The organism is Parasphingorhabdus pacifica, from assembly GCF_054779195.1.
In genome coordinates this window covers 133,690-152,618 of the sequence record NZ_BAAGYS010000021.1, presented here as the reverse complement: position 1 = coordinate 152,618, position 18,929 = coordinate 133,690, and the positions used below count along the sequence as shown (strand labels likewise).

The 18,929-nt window shown below is 68.5% G+C and carries 14 protein-coding genes; 8 read left to right on the top strand and 6 right to left on the bottom strand.

Going from position 1 to position 18,929, the window contains the following annotated elements; all coding sequences use genetic code 11:
- Positions 1-12: 12 nt before the first annotated feature.
- Together ACYVAN_RS23905 and ACYVAN_RS23900 are read right to left on the bottom strand one after the other, a co-directional pair.
- Entirely contained in the window at positions 13-1,836 is a 1,824-nt protein-coding gene (locus ACYVAN_RS23905; RefSeq protein ID WP_460963361.1) for a glycoside hydrolase family 15 protein, read from the bottom strand.
- Positions 1,837-2,054: 218 nt separating this feature from the next.
- A complete protein-coding gene (locus tag ACYVAN_RS23900) occupies positions 2,055-2,279 on the bottom strand; it encodes an L-histidine N(alpha)-methyltransferase (RefSeq protein WP_460963359.1) in 225 nt (74 codons plus the stop codon).
- A gap of 103 nt (positions 2,280-2,382) precedes the next feature.
- Between ACYVAN_RS23900 and ACYVAN_RS23895 the strand changes: the two genes are divergently transcribed.
- Positions 2,383-3,840, top strand: a complete 1,458-nt coding sequence (locus ACYVAN_RS23895; RefSeq protein WP_460963357.1) for a PucR family transcriptional regulator — start codon at positions 2,383-2,385, stop codon at positions 3,838-3,840.
- Positions 3,841-3,853: 13 nt separating this feature from the next.
- Positions 3,854-5,266, top strand: a complete 1,413-nt coding sequence (locus ACYVAN_RS23890; protein ID WP_460963355.1) for a PucR family transcriptional regulator — start codon at positions 3,854-3,856, stop codon at positions 5,264-5,266.
- Positions 5,267-5,738: 472 nt separating this feature from the next.
- Here the strand turns inward: ACYVAN_RS23890 and gabT are convergent, their stop codons facing one another.
- Positions 5,739-7,073, bottom strand: a complete 1,335-nt coding sequence (gene gabT / locus ACYVAN_RS23885) for a 4-aminobutyrate--2-oxoglutarate transaminase (protein ID WP_460963353.1) — start codon at positions 7,071-7,073, stop codon at positions 5,739-5,741.
- A 375-nt stretch (positions 7,074-7,448) separates the two neighbouring features.
- Here gabT and ACYVAN_RS23880 point away from each other — a divergent pair, with 375 nt between their 5' ends.
- The 6 genes from ACYVAN_RS23880 to ACYVAN_RS23855 all read left to right on the top strand — a co-directional run bounded on the left by ACYVAN_RS23880 (position 7,449) and on the right by ACYVAN_RS23855 (position 14,293).
- Positions 7,449-7,835 (top strand): cytosine permease, encoded by a 387-nt coding sequence (locus ACYVAN_RS23880; protein ID WP_460963351.1) that lies wholly within the window; start codon positions 7,449-7,451, stop codon positions 7,833-7,835.
- Positions 7,836-7,837: 2 nt separating this feature from the next.
- Positions 7,838-8,932 carry a purine-cytosine permease family protein gene (locus tag ACYVAN_RS23875; RefSeq protein ID WP_460963349.1) on the top strand — a complete coding sequence of 365 codons (1,095 nt, stop codon included), beginning with the start codon at positions 7,838-7,840 and terminating at the stop codon, positions 8,930-8,932.
- 35 nt (positions 8,933-8,967) lie between these two features.
- Positions 8,968-10,263: a flavin monoamine oxidase family protein gene (locus tag ACYVAN_RS23870; RefSeq protein ID WP_460963347.1), complete on the top strand. Its 1,296-nt coding sequence runs from the start codon at positions 8,968-8,970 to the stop codon at positions 10,261-10,263.
- A 20-nt stretch (positions 10,264-10,283) separates the two neighbouring features.
- On the top strand, positions 10,284-11,228 hold the full coding sequence (gene speB / locus ACYVAN_RS23865; protein WP_460963345.1) for an agmatinase: 945 nt from the start codon (positions 10,284-10,286) through the stop codon (positions 11,226-11,228).
- Complete coding sequence (locus ACYVAN_RS23860; RefSeq protein WP_460963343.1) at positions 11,228-12,652, top strand: gamma-aminobutyraldehyde dehydrogenase; 1,425 nt, start codon at positions 11,228-11,230, stop codon at positions 12,650-12,652. The genes speB and ACYVAN_RS23860 overlap by 1 nt, the downstream gene beginning before the upstream one ends.
- Before the next feature lie 207 nt (positions 12,653-12,859).
- A complete protein-coding gene (locus ACYVAN_RS23855; protein WP_460963341.1) occupies positions 12,860-14,293 on the top strand; it encodes an aldehyde dehydrogenase family protein in 1,434 nt (477 codons plus the stop codon).
- Positions 14,294-14,524: 231 nt separating this feature from the next.
- Here ACYVAN_RS23855 and ACYVAN_RS23850 read toward each other — a convergent pair whose 3' ends face one another.
- From ACYVAN_RS23850 to ACYVAN_RS23840, 3 genes are all read right to left on the bottom strand, one after another.
- Positions 14,525-15,982: a sodium:solute symporter family protein gene (locus ACYVAN_RS23850; RefSeq protein WP_460963339.1), complete on the bottom strand. Its 1,458-nt coding sequence runs from the start codon at positions 15,980-15,982 to the stop codon at positions 14,525-14,527.
- Positions 15,983-16,404: 422 nt separating this feature from the next.
- On the bottom strand, positions 16,405-18,090 hold the full coding sequence (locus tag ACYVAN_RS23845; RefSeq protein ID WP_460963337.1) for a flavin monoamine oxidase family protein: 1,686 nt from the start codon (positions 18,088-18,090) through the stop codon (positions 16,405-16,407).
- 32 nt (positions 18,091-18,122) lie between these two features.
- Positions 18,123-18,923: a carbon-nitrogen hydrolase family protein gene (locus tag ACYVAN_RS23840; RefSeq protein WP_460963335.1), complete on the bottom strand. Its 801-nt coding sequence runs from the start codon at positions 18,921-18,923 to the stop codon at positions 18,123-18,125.
- Positions 18,924-18,929: the final 6 nt, after the last annotated feature.

Here is an 18,929-nt window from a genome sequence, read left to right as displayed (position 1 = left end):
ACACGACCGTCGTTAGAGCTGGCCCTGCTCCGCCTGGTGGATCGTCCAGGCGGCGTTGATCAAACCGACGTGGCTGAACGCCTGGGGGAAGTTTCCCAGCTGCTCGCCGGTGGACGGATCGATCTCCTCGGCCAGCAGACCGACATCGTTGACATGGCCGGCGGCCCGTTCGAACGCCTCGCGAGCCTGGTCGACGCGTCCGGCAGCGGCCAGGGCACGTGCGAGCCAGAACGTGCACAGCAGGAACGTCCCCTCACCTCCGGCCAGGCCATCGATCCCCGACTCGGGGCGGTAGCGGCGGACGAGACCACGTTCGTCGACGAGCTCCTCGCGGATCACGTCAATGGTGGACAGCACGCGCGGGTCCTCGGCAGGCAGGATGCCGACCAGCGGGAGCAGCAGCGCGGTCGCGTCGAGCTCGTGCCCGCCGAAGGACTGGGTGAACGCCCCGAGTCGTTCATTCCACCCCTGTGAGAGCACCGTTTGCCGGATCTCGTCAGCGACCTTCGCCCACGCTGCCGCCCTGTGCTCGGCGTGCAGCAGGTTCGCCATGCCCGTCGAGCGGTCGAGTGCCACCCAACACATCACCTTGGAATGCAGGAAGTGCCTAGGTTGACCACGGACCTCCCAGATTCCGTTGTCCGGTAGCTGCCACTGCCGCGCGGCCGTATCTGCCAGAGCCGTCAGAAACCGCCGGGTACCGGGGGCGAGTTCGCCGATCTGATCGCGGACACGCGAGACCGCGTCGAGCAGTTCGCCGTACACGTCCAGCTGCGTCTGAGCCCACGCGCCGTTGCCGACCCGCACCGGAGAACTGCCCCGCCACCCCGCCAACCACGGCAGGTGGCGTTCGGACAAATCTCGCTCACCGGTGATGCCGAACATGATCTGCAACGAGCAATCCGGGTCCGCGTGGGCGGCAGCGGTGGCGATGAAGTCGAAGAATTCGGCCGCTTCGTCCGGGCACGTCGCCACGCGCAACGCCCGCAGGGTGAAGCTGGCGTCCCGGACCCACGAGTAGCGGTAGTCCCAGTTGCGTTCCCCACCGACTCGTTCGGGGAGCGAAGTCGTCGGGGCGGCGATGATCGCACCCGTCGGCTGGTAGCTGAGCGCTTGCAGAACGCGTCCCGAGACGTTGACGAGATCCGGCCACGGTCCTTCGTAAGCCTGGTGGACCGCCGCCCACGCGCGCCAGCCCTCGAGGGTGCTGTCCAACGCCGCGCTGATCTGCTCCTGAGATTCCGTGCCCGGGATGGTCTCGCCGAGCGAGCTGTGCCGAAGCGCGAAGAACACTCGCTGGTCGGTGTCGAGCTCGAACCACGCCGATGCCTCTCCGTCGGCGCAGTGCAACAGAACGGGCGCGGACAGGGTCAGGCGGTTCGGGCCTCCGGTGGCCACGACGCCTCCGTCATGCTCCGTCAGCACCGGAACCACGAGCCCGTACTCCGGGCGCGGCACGAACCGCATCTCGATCGTGACCCTGCCGCTGGTGCAGCGAAGACCACGCACCAAGGTGTGCGGGGCGTTCTCGCCGAGGCGATGCGGATCGGGCGCCTCGGGCAGCGCCATACAATCGAGCAGCTCCAGGGTGCCCTCGGCTGTGCGGAACGTCGTCCGCAGCACCATGCTTTCGCCGACATAAGCCCGTTCCACGCGGGCCCGGCCAACGGGACGCACCGCCCAGTGACCAGCCGTGTCGTCCAGGATCGAGGCGAACACCGCCGAGCTGTCGAACCGCGGAAGGCACAGCCAGTCGATGGTCCCCTCCGTGTTCACCAACCCGGCGGAGTGGCGATCCGAAACCAGGGCGTGCGAGTTGATCAAGCACCCAGTCACGGCCACCTCCCCGTCGGTGCCTGGCCGTCTTCCCTCACATCCTGCCCCCGTCCGACCGCCAGTGCAGACTCGCACGGGACCGGAAGTAGCGGTGGGAAGGTCGTTCACCCCGGACCGGGCTCGCGATCGCTGTCGTTGCGGCGCGACTCGCGCCCCACGAGCGCGCGTGCGCTTGAAGTGATTGGTGAAGTGTCGGCTGCCGGAAACTTCTCACCGCGCTAGTCCTCGCCGGCGGCGTGGGCGAGAACCAGCGCGCAACGCTCGGCTGCGGCGGTCCACCAACGCGACACCGCGAATCCGGACTCGGCGAGTTCGGATTCGACTCGTTCACGGCGGAACTTGGCGTGAAGCTCGGTGCGCGGCTTCTCGCCTTCGGTGAAGTGCCAGCCTCGGGGAGATCCACCCACAACGGTCGTCGGGCGCGCAGGTGCATTTGGATCCACTCGCCTCACGGGACGGCACACGGCCGGAGGCGAAGGCGACGAACGGTGGCCGATCTGGTTAACTCGGACCACTTCGATCGACACAGTGTCAGAGAGGTGGCGCATGCCCGTGACGCTGCGCGCGCTGCTCGACGACCCCGAGCTGCAGCTCACCGCCCACGCCGACGCCGAGGCACTCGAACGCCCGGTGTCGTGGGTGCACGTCAGCGAGCTGGCCGATCCCACACCGTTCCTCGCCGGCGGCGAGCTGCTGCTGACCACGGGGCTGGCCCTGCGGCCGGAGGAGTGCGCGGAGTTCGTGGACCGGCTCATCGCGGTGGGCGTGGCCGGGATCGGCTTCGGGATCGGCTTGAGCCACCGCGCAGTTCCCGAAGCGCTGATCGGGGCTGCCGAGCGGGCAGGGCTGCCGCTGCTGGAGGTGCCGCGGGAAATCCCGTTCATCGCGATCACCAAGGCGGTGTCGAGGGCGATCGCCGCCGAGGAGTACGCGAGTCTGCGCCGGACGAGCCGAGCGCAGCACGAACTCGCACAGGCAGCGGGCACGTCCAATGGCGTGGCAGCGCTGGTGCGCAAGCTGTCCGCGCTGCTGGACGCCTGGGTGCTGCTGCTGGACCCGGCGGGTTCGCTCATGCACGCCGCTCCCGCATCGGCCGCCGCGCGCCGGGAGTCCCTCGTCGCCGAAGTCGAACGGCTGCGGGCGAAGAAAGGTCTTGCCGCGTCGGGGGTTTCGCTGGGCTCGCAGGAAGTCAGCCTGCAGGCGCTGGGCAGCCGAGCTCGCGGATTCCTCGTCGCGGGACGTGAGGGCCCGTTCGCCACGACCGACCACCACGTGATCAACTCCGCTGCCTCGCTGCTCACGCTCGCCCTGGAGCAGGCCGATGTGCTCGGATCCGCACGCCGCAGGCTCCGAGCGGGCTTCTTCCGGCTGCTGGTGCACGGCGAACCGATCCGCGATGCCCTCGGCGACCTGCACTCCGAACTGCCCACCGAGCCGATGCGGGTACTGCTGCTGCACGGCGAGCGCGATCCGGACGAACTCCTGCGGTGGCTGGAGACCGAGAAACCCAACGCACCGATGTTCTTCGCCGAGCACGACGGCGCCGTCGTCGCCCTCGCGGCCGAGGACGACGCAGAGTGGCTGATCGGCTTGAACCTGCGCATCGGGATGTCCGAACCGTGCACGCTGGACGAGATGGCCGAAGGACTCCGCCAGGCGCGGCAGGCTGCCGGTGCGGCGCGACGACACGGCGGTGTCGTACGGTTCGGCGAGTTCGCCGGAGGCGGGCTGCTTCGGCTGGTGCCTGAAGACGAGGCGCGGACCTTTTCCGAATCGCTGCTCGGTCCGCTGCACGGGCACGATGCGCTGCGGCGTTCGTTGCGGGAATGGCTCGCTCAGCACGGCCAATGGGATCCGGCCGCGAGTCGGCTCGGCGTCCACCGGCACACGCTGCGCAACCGCATCGGCAAGGTCGAGGCACTGCTTGGTCGCAGCCTCGACCAGCCCGGGCTTCGGGCGGAGCTGTGGCTGGCGCTGCAGGTGTTGGATCAGCCAACCGAGTGACGGGAGGTTCGCGGTGGTAGTCGACGATCTTCTCCGCGACCCGGAACTTGCGTTGCAGGTGCGGGTGCGCGGCAAGGTGGACCGGCCGATCCGGTGGGTGCACACCATCGAGGTGCGGGCTCCGGGACGGTTCCTGCGCGGAGGCGAGGTGGTGCTCACCGCCGGGGTGTGGCGTTCGGCCGGGATCACCGCCGAAACCTTCGTCTCCGACCTGGCCGACGCCGACGTCGCGGCTGTCGGGTTCGGACTCGTTCCACCCGAGACCGAGGTGCCCGAAGAGTTCGTCGACGCCGCTCGCGAACGGGGCCTCACCTGCTTCGTCGTGCCGGTCGACATCGCGTTCCTGCAGATCGTCGAGGCGTTCGTCGGCAGCAAGCGCGCGGAGTGGGAACGCCCGCTGCGGCGCCACCTCGGCCAGCACGACGCGATCGTCGCGGCGCTGCGCATGCGGCGGGGGGTCGACACGGTGCTGCGCACGCTGTCCGGCCAGCTCGGACTGCCGGTGGCGGTGCGCGGCGGCGGGAATCTGACCGAAGGCGAGGCGCCGGAGCCGAGCCACCCGCTTCCCCTGGTCGGCGAGGGGCTCGCCGACGCCGAACTGCTGCTGCCACGGCCGCTGGACGAGCTCGACGTCGAACAGCACGCGGCCGTCGTGCAGGCGATGCCGTTCATCGCGCTGGAGATCGAGCGCACTCGCGCCGTGCGGGCCACCGAACTTCGCTACGCGTGGGAACTTTTCGAATGGATCCACAGTGGAACGGTCGAGATCGACACCGTCCGCACCCGACTGCACTCCCTCGGGTTGCCGCCGGACGGCCCGCTCGCGGCTGTCGTCCTGCGCAGCACCAACCCGGACGTCGACTCGGTGCGCCTGGGAGATCTGCTGGCAACCGACGGCGTCGCGGTTCAGCGCGGCGGCGAGGTGGTCGCGTTCGCACGGGTCCGCGGCACTGAAGCCGATCTCGCATACCGGATCCACGACGCGCTCGGCAACTCCGGGCAGGCGGTCCACGTGGGCGTCGGGAAACCGGGCGCCGCCGCGGAGCTGCGGGTGAGCCTGTTGCAGGCCGGGCATGCGGCCGAGGCCATGTCGTCGCGGTCCGACGGCGGGTGGATGACGCACGAACAGCTCAGCAGTCCGACGCTGCTGCTGTCGGTGCAGGACCCGGAGCTGCTGGCGGCGACGTCGAAGACCTTGCTGGGGGCGGTGCTCGACCACGACGAGCGCCGCGGCGGTGACCTGCTGCCGTCGCTGGCTGTCTTCCTCGACGCGGGCGGCCGGTGGCAGGAGGCCGCACAACAGCTGCACGTGCACATCAACACGCTGCGGCACCGGATGAGCCGGGTCGAGGAGCTGACCGGGCGCAGTCTGTCCCGCACCTCGGACCGCGTCGACCTCTACCTCGCCCTGCGTGCCCTTCGGTAAGGCCGGCCGCCGAAGCCCGCTGCCCGTGCGGCATCGAGGCCCGGGCCGATGGTTCGGCCCGTGCCCGTGCGGTCATGCCCGGTGGACCACGTTGCCGTCGACGATGGTGAGGCGGACGGGAGCCTCGGCGAGTTCGGTCGGGGTGACGGTCAGCGGGTCGGCGGCGAAACCGGTGAGGTCGGCTCGACCGGCTCCCCCGGCTTCGGCTCGGTGCGGAGTATTTCGAGCACGGCGTGGCCGTGTTCCTGGACGGCATCGCCGGGGAACTCTCCCCCGCCGCCGCAGGATCCGCCGGGAGTGCCCGGGAATGAGCAGAATCGCTCGCGACCGAGGGCGACTGGGGCGCCCCTCGCCGTACGGGCGCGTTCGGGCGAGGGGCGCCCCAGCGGTGGAGGTGCCCCGCTGAAGAGGTTCTGCGGGGCACCCCGGACCGCGTGCATTCCCGGCCAGGTGTCGCGGCCCGGCTTCGGGATCAGCGGGTGTGTTCGGCGATGGCCTCCTCGAGCACGCCGATGCCCTCGCTGAGCAGGTCGTGCCCGATGACCAGCGGCGGCAGCAGGCGGATCACGTTGCCGTAGGTTCCGCAGGTCAGCACCACGACTCCCCGTGCGTGACAGGTCTTGGCGATCGCCGCGGTCAGCTCCGGGTCCGGTTCGGTGCCGTCGGGGCGGACGAACTCGATGGCGAGCATCGCGCCGCGTCCCCGTACCTCCAGGATCCGGTCCGAGTCTGCCGCGAGCGTGCGCAGCCGGGGCAGCACCAGGTCCTCGATGTCGCGTGCGGCGGCGGCGAGGTCCTGTTCGCGCATCGCGCGGATCGACCCGAGCGCGGCGGCGCAGGCCAGCGGGTTGCCGCCGTAGGTTCCGCCGAGGCTGCTCGGCGGCATCGCGTCCATGATCTCGGCGCGTCCGGTGACGGCCGCCAGCGGCAGACCGCCCGCGATGCCCTTGGCCGTGGTGATGAGATCGGGGACCACGTTCTCGTGGTCGCAGGCGAACCAAGACCCGGTGCGGCAGAATCCGGTCTGGATCTCGTCGGCGATCAGCAGGACACCGTTGTCGGCACACCATGCCGCGAGCTCGGGCAAGAAGCCGGGTGCAGGCTCGATGAAACCGCCTTCGCCCTGCACGGGTTCGATCAGCACTGCCGCGACGGAGTCGGCGCCGAGCTGCTTGTCGATCCGCCCCACCGCCTCCCGTGCGCTCTCGACCCCGTTCCGCCCGTCGCGCGCCGGGTACGACATCGGGGCGCGGTAGATCTCGGGGGCGAACGGGCCGAAGCCGTGCTTGTACGGCTTGGACTTGGCCGTCAGGGCCATGGTCAGGTTCGTGCGGCCGTGGTAGGCGTGGTCGAACGCCACGACCGCTTGCCGCCCGGTGGCCCGACGGGCGATCTTGACTGCGTTCTCCACCGCTTCGGACCCGGAGTTGAACAGCGCGGTGCGCTTGGCGTGCTCGCCCGGGGTCAGTTCGGCGAGCTCCTCGCAGACCTCGACGTAGTTCTCGTACGGGGTCACCATGAAGCAGCTGTGGGTGAACGAGTCCGCCTGCCGGTGCACCGGCTCGACGACCTCGGGTGCCGCGTTGCCCACGTTGGTCACCGCGATACCGGACCCCAGGTCGATCAGCGAGTTGCCGTCGACGTCGCGCAGCACACCTCCGGAAGCCTCGGTGATGAAGGCCGGCAGCACGCTGGACACCCCGGCCGCCACGGTCTCGGAGCGACGCTGCTGCAGCGCTGTCGAAAGCGGCCCCGGGATTTCGGTGCGCAGCTCGCGAACCTGGGGCAGGGACATCGTTGTGGTCACGGGCGACTCTCCTTTACGTCGTTGTGGTGACCAGCTTCCGGCGTATGCCCTGCTCCGAACAGTGGACAATCTGGTGTGTTTTCGGCCGCTAAAGCAACACTCTGTCGGATGCCCGGGGTCACCGGTTCAGCGTGAGCCCGGAACCGGCGGGGAACGGCTCTGCGGACGCAGCCGGTGCGCGGCGACGGGCGACGCACCTACCCGAGCTGACGCCCCAGCTCAGTCCTCCGAGTCGGCGGTGGCGTTGTGCGATCGTCCAACGCCCACCGGTGACTTCGGAGGATTAGCCCCTACCAGCCCCGGCGTGATACCGCCCACCCTTGCTGGAGCTGCGCAGCCCGTCGCTGCCCCTTCCGCCCAGGAGGTCACCGCCAGATGTCCCCGGAAACAACGCCGTTCCCGGATGCCGGTTCCGCACCACGCGACGCCGGGATCGAAAAGCACGGGGTCGACACGATCCCGGAGAGGAACCGAACGGGTCGTCCGCGTGATGTCATAGGCATCTTGTTGGGATCCAACATGTGCCTGGGCGTGGTCATCTTCGGCTGGCTTCCGGCGTCGTTCGGACTGGAGTTCTGGCCTGCGGTCAGCTCCATGGTCGCCGGTACCCTGATGGGGACGCTGCTGGTCGCCCCTCTCGCGCTCGTGTCGTTCCGGACCGGCACCAATCTGTCCACCAGCAGTGGTGGCACGTTCGGGGTGCGGGGCAGGCTCGTCGGATCGATGATCGGCCTGCTGCTCTCCTCGGTTACGCAGCGCTGACGGTGTGGACCGGTGGTGCTGCGATCGTCGGCCCGCTGCACCGCCTGTTCGGCCTGCCTGCCGGTGGTACCAGTTATTCCGTGGCCTACGCGGTACTGGCCGCGCTGTCAGTGCTGATCGCGATCTTCGGGTACCAGTTGTTGACGCGCATGAGCAAGTGGGTCGCGCTCGGCACTCTGGTGCTCATGGTGGTGGGCTTGTACGGCTACGCCGGGAAGTTCAGCACGGCTCCGGTGGTCGACAGCGGTTACCTGATGGGTGACTTCTGGACGACCTGGGCGCTGTCGACGGTCGCCGCTGGGCTCAGCGGCCCGATGGCGTTCATCACGCTGCTGGGTGACTACAGCCGCTACGTCTCACCGCAGCGCTACTCGAACGCCAAGGTATTCACCGCATCCGCCGTGGGCATGGTGCTCGGCCTGCTCGTGCCGCAGCTGTTCGGCACCTTCACCGCGTTCGCCTCCCGCGCCTCGGAGGACTACGTCGGTCCGCTGGTGGCGGCAGCTCCGCTGTGGTTCCTGATCCCACTGCTGCTCAACGGCGTGTTCGGCACGATCGGCAACGCGGGCGTGCTCATCTACAGCATGGGTTTGGACCTGGATGCGATCATCCCGGCGCTGTCCCGAGTCAAGGCCACGATTCTGACCTCCGCGGTGTCGACGACCCTGGTGTTTCTCGGTTACTTCGTCTGGGACGCCCAGGAGGCGGTCACCGCCTTCGTCCTGTTGCTGACGGCCATCGGCACCCCGTGGGCGGTGATCACGCTGATCGGCTTCCGCCGCTGCCGCGGCGTCTACGACCCGGATGCCCTGCAGGTCTACAACCGGCGTTCGCGCGGCGGCATCTACTGGTTCACGGCCGGTTGGAACCTCCGCGCCGTGGCCGCCTGGGCGATCGGCTCGACCGTCGGCCTGCTGTCGGTTGACACCGCCCTGTTCCGGGGTCCGCTGATCGAATGGACCTACGGCATCGACCTGAGCTTCGTGCTCGCCGCGGCCACCACTGCGGTGGCCTACTCGCTGCTGACGATCGGTTCCTCTCAACCGGTACCGGAAGCGACTGAAACCGAAGTCCCGGCCCAGGCCGTGTCCGCCTGAGCCGGCAACCACCGCGAAACGAGGAAGTACAAGGAATGAACCACTACGACGTCGTCGTGATCGGCGCGGGGTTCTCGGGGCTGACCGCGGCCCGCGACCTGCGGGAAACCGGCAGGAGCGTGCTGATCCTGGAGGCCAGGGACCGCATCGGCGGATCCACCTGGTACCGGCCGGACGCACTCGGCGGGTACGGCCTGGAGATGGGCGGCACCTGGATCGTCCCGCGGCAGACCCATGTATGGGCCGAGGCGGAACGCTACGGAGTCCCGGTCGCCGACAGCGAGCTGCCCGAGCGGATGACGTGGTCCGACCACGGCACGGTGCTCGACACCCTGTTGCCTGTGCCGCCGGAAGAGTACGGCGCGCTGGAACACGCGATGCGCGCACTGGTCGAAGCGGGCGAGCGGCTCGACCCGACGCGCCCGCTGTCCGAGCAGGGTTTGGCCGACCTCGACGTGCCGATCCGGCAGTGGGCCGAGGAAGCGGGCCTGACCGGCAACGCCAAAGAACTGCTCATGTCGTGGTTCTGCGGTTGTGCCAACGCCAGCGAAGAAACGGGGTCGGCGTTGGACGTCATCCGTTGGCTGTCCTCGATGGACAACTCGCTGTGGGGCATGGTGCAGGCCAGCGTCCTCGGCTACACGTTCGTCAACGGCACCGCGTCGCTGGCCGAGGCGATCCGCGCGGACGGTGGGGCCGAACTCCGCCTGTCCAGCCCGGTCCGCGAGGTCACCGCCGACGGCGAGGGCGTGACGGTCAGCTACGACGGCGGTGCCGTGCGGGCCGACCGGATCCTGCTGACCACCCCCGTCGGAGTCTGGCAGGACATCGAGTTCAGCCCCCAGCTCTCGGTGGCCAAGCAGGCGATGTCGAAGGAGAACCACGCCGGCCAGGGGCAGAAGGTGTGGGCGTTGGCGCGCAACGTCGACGAGGACATCAGCGGCTTCGGCTGGGGAACCAGCTTCGACTACGTCGGAGCGATGGCCACCACCGACGCGGGCGTTGTGCTGGTCTGCTTCGCCCCGGAGCACGACCGGGTCGACGCCGCGGACCTGGCCGACGTGCAGCGAGCGGTGCGCGAGTTCGCTCCGGAGGCCGAGGTGGTCGACGCCGAGTCGCACGACTGGGTCAACGACGAGTTCAGCAAGGGAACGTGGGCGACCTTCGGGGCAGGCCAGTTCACCAAGTACGAGATTGCCGTCGGCGAGCCGGAAGGGCGGGTGCATTTCGGCGGTTCGCACACCGCGCGTCGCTGGCGCGCCTTCATCGACGGCGCCATCGAATCCGGCAAGCGTGGCGCCGCGGAAATCCTGGCCGCAGAGAAGTCCTGAGTGGACACGAGGAGAGACAAGTGAACGATCCGATTGGGCCGGTGGACTCCACCCAGATCCCCCGGTACGGCGGCGACACCACATTCGCCCGATTGCCCCGGCTGAGCGACGTCCCGGACGCCGACACCCTGGTGTGGGGCGTGCCGTTCGACACCGGAGTCAGCTACCGGCCCGGTGCCAGATTCGGCCCCAACCACGTGCGGCAGAGTTCCCGGCTGCTGCGCCCGTACAACCCGGCGCTCGACGTCCAGCCGTTCGCGACCCGTCAGGTCGCCGACGCCGGTGACCTCGGCGTGAACCCGTTCGACATCGGCGAGGCCATCAGCACCATCGAGACGAACGCCCGGGAGCTGTCGGGAACCCGCCGCACCTTGGTCACGGTGGGCGGCGATCACACCATCGCCCTGCCGCTGCTGCGCGTGCAGCACGAGCGGCACGGGCCCATCGCGGTGCTGCACTTCGACGCGCACCTCGACACGTGGGACACCTACTTCGGCGCGCCCTACACACACGGAACCCCGTTCCGCAGGGCATCCGAAGAAGGGCTCATCGACTTCGAGCATTCGATGCACGTCGGCATCCGGGGCCCGCTGTACTCGCGGCTGGACCTGGACGAGAGCGAGAAGATGGGCTTCGCCGCGGTGCACTGCCGCGACTTCGCGCGCAGCCCGCTGGACGACATCATCAACCGCGTCCGTACCCGACTCGGGTCCCGTCCCGTGTACGTGTCGCTCGACATCGACGTACTCGACCCCGGTTTCGCGCCGGGCACCGGCACCCCCGAAGCGGGCGGCCTGTCCAGCCGAGAACTGCTGGAGCTCGTGCGGGGCCTGGAAGGACTCAACCTGGTAGGCGCCGACATCGTGGAGGTCGCGCCCGCCTACGACCATGCCGAGATCACCGGGATCGCGGCGGCTCACACCACCTACGAGCTGCTGAGCGCCCTGCCCGTAGGAGGACTCTGATGCGTACGATCCGCAACGTCATCGACGGCAAGCGGTTGGACGCCGAGGACCGGCGAACCACCGACCTGGTCGACCCGTGCAGTGGCAAGGTGTTCTGCAGCGCCCCGCTGTCGTCGGGCAACGACGTTGACGCGGCCTACGAGTCCGCGGCGCGCGCGTTCGAGCACTGGCGGGAGACCACTCCCGCCGAGCGACAGCGGCTGCTGCTGCGGCTGGCGGACGAGCTGGAAGGGCGGACCGAGGAGTTCGTCTCGGCCGAAACCGAGAACACCGGCAAACCGCTGGAGGCCGCCCGCACCGAGGAAATCGGCGCATCGGTCGACCAGATCCGCTTCTTCTCGGGTGCGGCGCGGGCTCTCGAAGGCGTGGCAGCAGGCGAGTACGCGCCCGAGCACACCTCCTACGTGCGCCGCGAACCGGTCGGCGTGATCGGCCAGGTCGCGCCGTGGAACTACCCTCTCATGATGGCGGTATGGAAGGTGGCGCCTGCCATTGCCGCGGGCAACACCGTGGTACTCAAACCCGCCGACACCACTCCGGTCACGGCCGCGATGCTCGGCGAGCTGGTGGCGGGCATCTTCCCGCCCGGCGTACTCAACGTCGTCTGCGGTGACCGCGAAACCGGTCGTGCGGTCGTGTCACACCCGGCCTCGTCGATGGTGTCGATCACCGGCTCAACGCGGGCCGGGCAGCAGGTAGCCGCCGCTGCCGCCGAGGACGTCAAGCGGGTGCACCTCGAACTCGGTGGCAAGGCGCCCGCGGTGGTGTTCGCCGACGCCGACCTCGACGCCGCGGCCGAGGGAATAGCCGGAGCCGGCTTCTTCAACGCCGGGCAGGACTGCACCGCCGCCACCCGCGTGCTCGTCGAGCAGTCGGTGGCCGAGGAGTTCACCGCCAAGCTCGTCGAGCAGGCTTCGACCATGCGGTGCGGTCCACCATCCGATGTGGACGCGGCGTTCGGCCCGCTGAACAACGCCGCCCAGCTGGAGCGGGTTCAGGGAGTCGTGGACCGAGTCCCGGAACATGCCCGGGTGCTCACCGGCGGTCATCGGGTCGGTGAGGACGGTTTCTTCTTCGCACCCACCGTGATCAGCGGAGTACACCAGCACGACGAGCCGGTGCAGGAGGAGATCTTCGGCCCGGTCCTGACCGTGCAGACCTTCCGCGACGAGCAGGAGGCGCTGAGCATGGCCAACGGAGTCGACTACGCACTGGCCGCCAGTGTGTGGACCAAGGACCACGGGCGGGCCCAGCGCTCGGTGGCCAGGTTCGACTTCGGGTGCGTGTGGGTCAACACCCACATGGTGCTGGTGTCCGAGATGCCGCACGGTGGGTTCAAACACTCCGGGTACGGCAAGGACCTCTCGAAGTACGGCCTCGAGGACTACACCCGGATCAAGCACGTGATGCACAGCTTCGGCTGAACACCGAGCTACGCGGGAGGTGGCGCCACTCGGCGAGATGCTCGCCGAAGCGCCCCGGACCGCGCTCGCCCGCGAGCACGTGCGGCCGATGCCGCAACTGGCGCCAATCCGTCTATCCGAACCGAGCTCCCATGGACGGATTGGCACTCCATCTCGATCGGACACGGCCGTAGCGTCGGGACGTATCCCAGGACAGAGGAGGAACGGATGGCAACGGTTACCGGATACTGGATCGCCGGTGAGGCAGCCCGTAGCGACGAAACGTTCGAGATTCAGCACCCCTACGACGACTCTCCGGTCGGGACGGCCAGCTATGCGACCGACGCGGACGTCGAACGCGCCGTCGCCGCCGCTCACGCCTGCCGCGGCGAGTTCGCCGCACTGCCCGCCCACGCGCGCGCCTCGGCACTCGACCACGTCAGCCGGCGGCTCACCGAACGTACCGAGGAGATCGCCCAGCTCATCACCGCCGAGAACGGCAAGCCGATCTTCTGGGCCCGCGCGGAGGTCGACCGCGCCGTGTCGACGTTCCGATGGGGCGCGGAGGAGGCTCGACGCTGGAGCGGCGAACTGCAGCGGCTGGACACCGACGCGGGAGCGAACGGACGGATGGCCCTCGTCCGGCGCGTGCCGCGCGGCCCCGTGCTCGGGATCGCACCGTTCAACTTCCCGCTGAACCTGGTGGCCCACAAGGTCGCGCCTGCACTGGCCGCAGGCGTGCCCATCGTGCTCAAACCGGCGCCGAAAACGCCGCTCACCGCTCTGGTCCTCGGCGAGATCCTCGCCGAGACGACCTTGCCCACCGGATCCTGGTCAGTGATCACCACGACTGACGAAAAGGCGCCCGAGCTGGTCGCCGACCCGCGCCTGCCAGTGGTGTCGTTCACCGGTTCCGGACCGGTCGGCTGGCGCATCCGGGATGCGGTGCCGCGCAAGCACGTCACGCTCGAACTGGGCGGCAACGCCGCCGTGGTCGTCAATTCCGACTGGACGGACCTCGATTTCGCAGCGAATCGCATCGCCACCTTCGCCATGTACCAGGCGGGCCAGTCCTGCATCTCGGTCCAGCGCGTGTACGTGCACCGAGACATCCGCGAAGACTTCACCGAGCGGCTGGTAAAAGCCGTCGAGGCGCAAGCCACCGGCAGCCCGACCAACGAGGAGACGCGGGTCGGACCACTGATCGAGCAGGCCGCGGCCGAGCGCGTCGAGCAGTGGGTCGGCGAAGCGGTCGCCGCGGGCGCCGAGGTGCTGGCCGGAGGATTCCGAGACGGAGCCACCTACGCCCCCACCGTGCTGACCGAAGTCCCCGAAGACGCCAGGATCTCCTGTGAGGAGGCGTTCGGGCCGGTACTGGTGGTCGAACCCGTGGACTCCATCGACGACGGGTTCGCGCGGGTCAACGCATCCCGCTACGGACTGCAGGCCGGGGTGTTCACCCGCGACCTCCCGCTGGCGTTCCGCGCGTCGGCCGAACTGGAAGTCGGCGGGGTGATCATCGGCGACGTGCCCAGTTTCCGCGCCGATCAGATGCCCTACGGCGGTGTCAAGGAGTCCGGCTCCGGCCGCGAGGGCGTCCGTGCCGCCATGACCGATCTGACCGAAGAGCACGTCACGGTTCTGACCGGCATCGCGGTTTAGCCCCGTCGACCTTCCCGGTGCGGCTCGGGGACGCTCGTCGTCTCCGAGCCGCACGGGTCGGGGGCGCGGGGCCTCGGCAGGGGTTGCCGATTGTGGCCGGGCTCCGAGACGGGCCCGTTCCTGGCGCCACCCCCCGCTCCGAGGTCCGAACCGGGGGTGGCGCCAAGATCCGGGCGGGACGGGCTCCAGGAAACGGGTGCCGTGCGCCAGCAGCTCAGCCTCGTGGCTGCCCTAATCGGCGCTCACGCTGCCGGACTGCTCGGCGCTCGGGGAAGTCGCCCCCTCGCCACGCAGGCGCGCTTCCCACGCCGCGAGCTGCTTCCGCTCGGTGGGCTGGGCCAGCAGGCTGGCGATGACGAACACGGTGACACTCGCGACCAGCCCGATGTAGACCGGCTCGTTGGCGTCGATTCCCCGCACGATCATCAACCCTACGACGGTGAGGCTACCGACGGTCATCGACGCCAACGCTCCGGTGGCACTGGCGCGCCGCCAGAACAACGCACCGATGATCGGGACGAGGACTCCTCCCACCAGCAGGTTGTAGGCGATGGTCAAAGCCCCGACCACGTCCTGGACGAGCAGTGAAGTGGCGATCACGACCACGCCACCGCCAAGCACGAAAACCCGGTTCATCCTCACTCCGCCGGATTCCGAATGCTTCGGCACGAAGCGAGCGTAGATGTCGTTGGCCGCGATCGTGGAGGCAGCCAGCAGCGTCGCGCTCGCGGTGGACATCAGCGCGGCCAGAGCCGCGGCGAGCACCAATCCCCGCAGGCCTTCGGGCAGAACGTTCTGCGCCATGGTCGCGAACGCGTCGTCACTGTTGTCGAGACCGGGGAACAGCGCCTTGGCGGCCATGCCGATCACGGCGGCTGCCGTGCCGTATACCGCCACGTACAACCCCGCGGCGACTCCCGCGTTGCGAGCCACGCGTTCGGTGCGCGCGGTGAAGACGCGCTGCCAGATGTCCTGGCCGATCAGCATCCCGAAAAAGTAGATGAGGAAATAGGTGAAGATCGTGCCACCACCGATGGCAGTGATGTCGAAGTAGCTCGACGGTAGCGCTTGCCGAAGCCCGCTCATGCCACCTGCGTCGGCGATGGACAGCGGTAGCAGGAGCACGAAGATGCCCACCGTCATGATCACGAACTGGAGGAGGTCGGTCAGCGTGATCGACCACATGCCACCGAGCACGGTGTACGCCACGACGATGCCGCCACCGACCAGGATCGCGGGCACCCGCGGAACCCCGAGGAGCACGTCGAACAAGGTGCCCACCGCGAGCGTGGCGGTCACAGCCACCATCAGGTCGTAGACGATCATGATGATCCCGCTGATGACCCGCCCGGACGCGTTGTATCGCAGTTCGAGCATCTCGGCGACCGTGTAGACGCCCAGGCGAGCAAGCTTGCGGGACAACGCCACGCTGAGCACCAGAATGCCCATGCCCAACATCGCCGCCAGCCACAGGCCGGAAATCCCGTACTCGTAACCGAGGCTGGCACTACCGATCGTGGACGCACCGCCGAGTACGACCGCCGCGAGAGTGCCCATGTAGAACGCCGGACCGAGTCGGCGTCCGGCGACCAGGTAGTCCTCCTTGCTTCGCGACCGGCGCAGCCCCCACCAACCCACACCGAGCATGCCGGCGAAATACAACGCGATCACCAAGTAGTCGAGAATCATGGCTCCCTCCGGGACGACGGGCAGCACAGTCGACCGACCGCGCCGTGCACATCCGTTCCACCTGTACGCACTCCCCTACCATCGGACGCTTGTTCCGAGGGAGCAGCCGAACCGGCCGCGAATGTTCCACGAGTGTGGAGCAAAGCGGTTGACGTACAGCAGCATTCGTTTCTCCAACACTGGCGGCCCGCGTTGGAGGAACGCACAACGCGCACTCGACCATGCGAAAACTCCCGCCGGCGTCGGTCAGCTCACCGAACGACGGACCTGTCTTGAGATCGCCGTGGATTCATCCGAACGCCATCAGAGTCAACCGAGCTCGGCACGCGCCGCACAACCGACGGGGAGTAGGAGGGGACGGGGAGGCGCCGGCGAGCGCACTCCCGCCCGCCGGCGCGATCTTCGCGCCCCACGCGGATGTCTTATTCGTCAGTCAGTTCAACCGGCGCGATGTCGTCGTAGACGTCCCCCGGACCGGGATTGGACGGGTCCGTTCCGCCGCCGAAGTGGTGGACCACGCCCCACACCGCGTTCAAGGCGGTCTGGACTGCTCCTTCGGCCCATCCCGCCGTCCAGGAGATGTCGTCCCCCGCCAGGAAGACGCCGCGATGATGCTCGGGGAGTGCGTCCTGCATGAAGTGGGTGAACAGGCGGCGCTGGTAGCGGTAGTGGCCGGGGAGGTTGGCTTTGAACGCTCCCATGAAATAGGGCTCGTTCTCCCACGACACCGTCACCGGGTTGCCTGTGATGTGCCGCCGGATGTCCACGTCCGGATAGATCTCGGCCAGCGAGCCGAGCATGACCTCGAGCCGCTCGTCGACCGGCAACGGCAGCCATTTCAGCGAGTCGTCGCACCACGTGTAGGACAAGCACAGCGCTGCGGGGCGGTCGGGCCCGAAATCGAGTGGATAGGTGGCACGGGTCATCCGGTCCGTCAGGGTCGTGCTCATCACCTCCTGACCGGTGGCCGGGTCGACGTCCTTCCAGAACGGGCGGTCGACGGGCACGAAAAGCTTCGAGGACTCCATGTAGTGGGTGCGTTCCATCGCCGTCCAGTGGTCGATGGGAAACAGCGACTCGTCGGTGTCCACCTTGTTGAGCAGCATCCAGCTCTGCGCGGTGAACACGGCCGCGGGATAGGTGCGGATGTTTCCGGAGCTGTCGGTGACGGTGACGTTGTTCGGAGCGGTGCGGTTCAGCCGAGTCACAGCCGCTCGGGGCACCCCGTTTTCGTGCAGCGACGCCAGGCTGGTGCCATCGGGCCAGTGCACGAGTTTGTCGGGAACGTCGTGCCACAGCCGGACGGGAAGCTGCTCACACCCTCCGGCGATGCTCACGTGGTCGTCATCGGCACCGGTGAACACCACGCGCAGGATCTCCAGCATGGAGTTCGGAAAGTCCGTGTCCCAACCACCGGTTCCGAAACCGACCTGCCCGAAAATCTCGCGGTGGGTGAAGGAGCTGAAACTCGGCGCGGCGCACAGGAACCCGTAGAACGTCTGGTCGTCCAAGCCGGTCACCAGGTCGTTCCACAGCTCCTTGATCCGGACCACGTCGCGGTCTCGGATCGCCTGCTGCATCTCGGAGAGCCGGGCGCCGTGCTCGAGGGCCTGCTGCCAAGCCGACGAGACGTCTCCGAACACCTTGGGCAGCTCTTCGGGACTCCGCGCGTAGTGGCTGCGCCCCTTGAGATCGATGACCGTACTCGACGTCTCCGGCGCCAACGGATTGGGAAACGGTGTCGTTTCCAGCCCCATCTTGTCGATGTAGTGGAACAGCGCGGTGGAGGCCGGCGGGAACCGCATCGCTCCCATCTCGGCGACGACGTCGTCGGGGTACCCCTCGAAGGTCTGGGTGCGCAACCGACCGCCGATCCGGTCAGCCTCGTACACAACGGGCTTGAGTCCCATCTTCATCAGTTCGTAGGCGGTGACAATGCCGGAAAGTCCGCCGCCGATCACCGCCACCTCGGTGCCGTGGCGATTCGCCGGCACCGCCCCGATCCCGGCGGGGTGGTCCAAGTAGTCGTCGTAGGCGAAGGGAAAGTCCGGTCCGAACATCGTGATCGGCTCGCGCGCAGCGTCGCGCCTCGGTGTCGCGGAGGCCATGGGCGGTTCTCCTCGGTGGAATGGGTGGCAGCTCAGGCACGCAGGGCGTGGCTGGTGCCCGGGTACAGGTCGGGACGGCGATCGCGGAGGTGGGGGTTGTCCTCGCGAGCGGTCCGCACGGTGGCGGGGTCGATGTCGGCCAGGAGCAGTTGCTCATCGCCTCCGCCGCGGACGAGCTCGGTTCCCACTGGTGTGATCACGCAGCTCTTTCCGCAGTAGTCCAATTCCCCCTCCCACCCGCACCGGTTGACGTAGGCCAGGTACAGGTGGTTCTCGTAGGCGCGGGCGGGGACCAGCGTTTCGGCCACGAAGTCGTGCGGGCGCATGAGCGCCGTGGGAACGAGCAACATCTCGGTTCCCGCCAGAGCGTGTGCTCGCACCATTTCCGGGAACTCCACGTCGTAACAGACGAGCAGGCCAAGCCGGACTCCCGCCACAGTGGTCTGCACGACGGGGTGATCGCCCGGTGAGAACCAGCATCGGTCCAGATCACCGAACAGGTGGGTCTTGCGGTAGGTCGCAACGGCGGTGCCGTCGACGTCGACAATGCGCGCGGTGTTGTACACCTCCGCACCGTCGCGTTCGGGAAATCCGTGGAGGATGGCGATGCCGGTTTCCGCGGCGATCCGGGCGACGTGCTCAGCGGCGGCTCCGTCCACGTCCTGCGCGAGGCGGCGCGTGTCTTCACCGATGTTGTACCCGGTCAGTGACATCTCGGGGCATGCCAGCAGGTGAGCACCGGCAGCGGCCGCCCGCCGCGCCACCGAGGCCAGGCGTGTCAGGTTCGCCGTGAGACCACCCGCGTCCGGCGCCTGGTCAAGAGCAAGTCGCATGGTTTC

Bases quoted from the DNA above. Each gene is read 5' to 3' on its own strand.
- ACYVAN_RS23860 (WP_460963343.1), top strand. From the start codon at position 11,228: ATGCGTACGATCCGCAACGTCATCGACGGCAAGCGGTTGGACGCCGAG.
- ACYVAN_RS23850 (WP_460963339.1), bottom strand. From the start codon at position 15,982: ATGATTCTCGACTACTTGGTGATCGCGTTGTATTTCGCCGGCATGCTC.
- ACYVAN_RS23845 (WP_460963337.1), bottom strand. From the start codon at position 18,090: ATGGCCTCCGCGACACCGAGGCGCGACGCTGCGCGCGAGCCGATCACG.
- ACYVAN_RS23840 (WP_460963335.1), bottom strand. From the start codon at position 18,923: ATGCGACTTGCTCTTGACCAGGCGCCGGACGCGGGTGGTCTCACGGCG.
- ACYVAN_RS23870 (WP_460963347.1), top strand. From the start codon at position 8,968: ATGAACCACTACGACGTCGTCGTGATCGGCGCGGGGTTCTCGGGGCTG.
- ACYVAN_RS23855 (WP_460963341.1), top strand. From the start codon at position 12,860: ATGGCAACGGTTACCGGATACTGGATCGCCGGTGAGGCAGCCCGTAGC.
- ACYVAN_RS23895 (WP_460963357.1), top strand. From the start codon at position 2,383: ATGCCCGTGACGCTGCGCGCGCTGCTCGACGACCCCGAGCTGCAGCTC.
- ACYVAN_RS23880 (WP_460963351.1), top strand. From the start codon at position 7,449: ATGTCCCCGGAAACAACGCCGTTCCCGGATGCCGGTTCCGCACCACGC.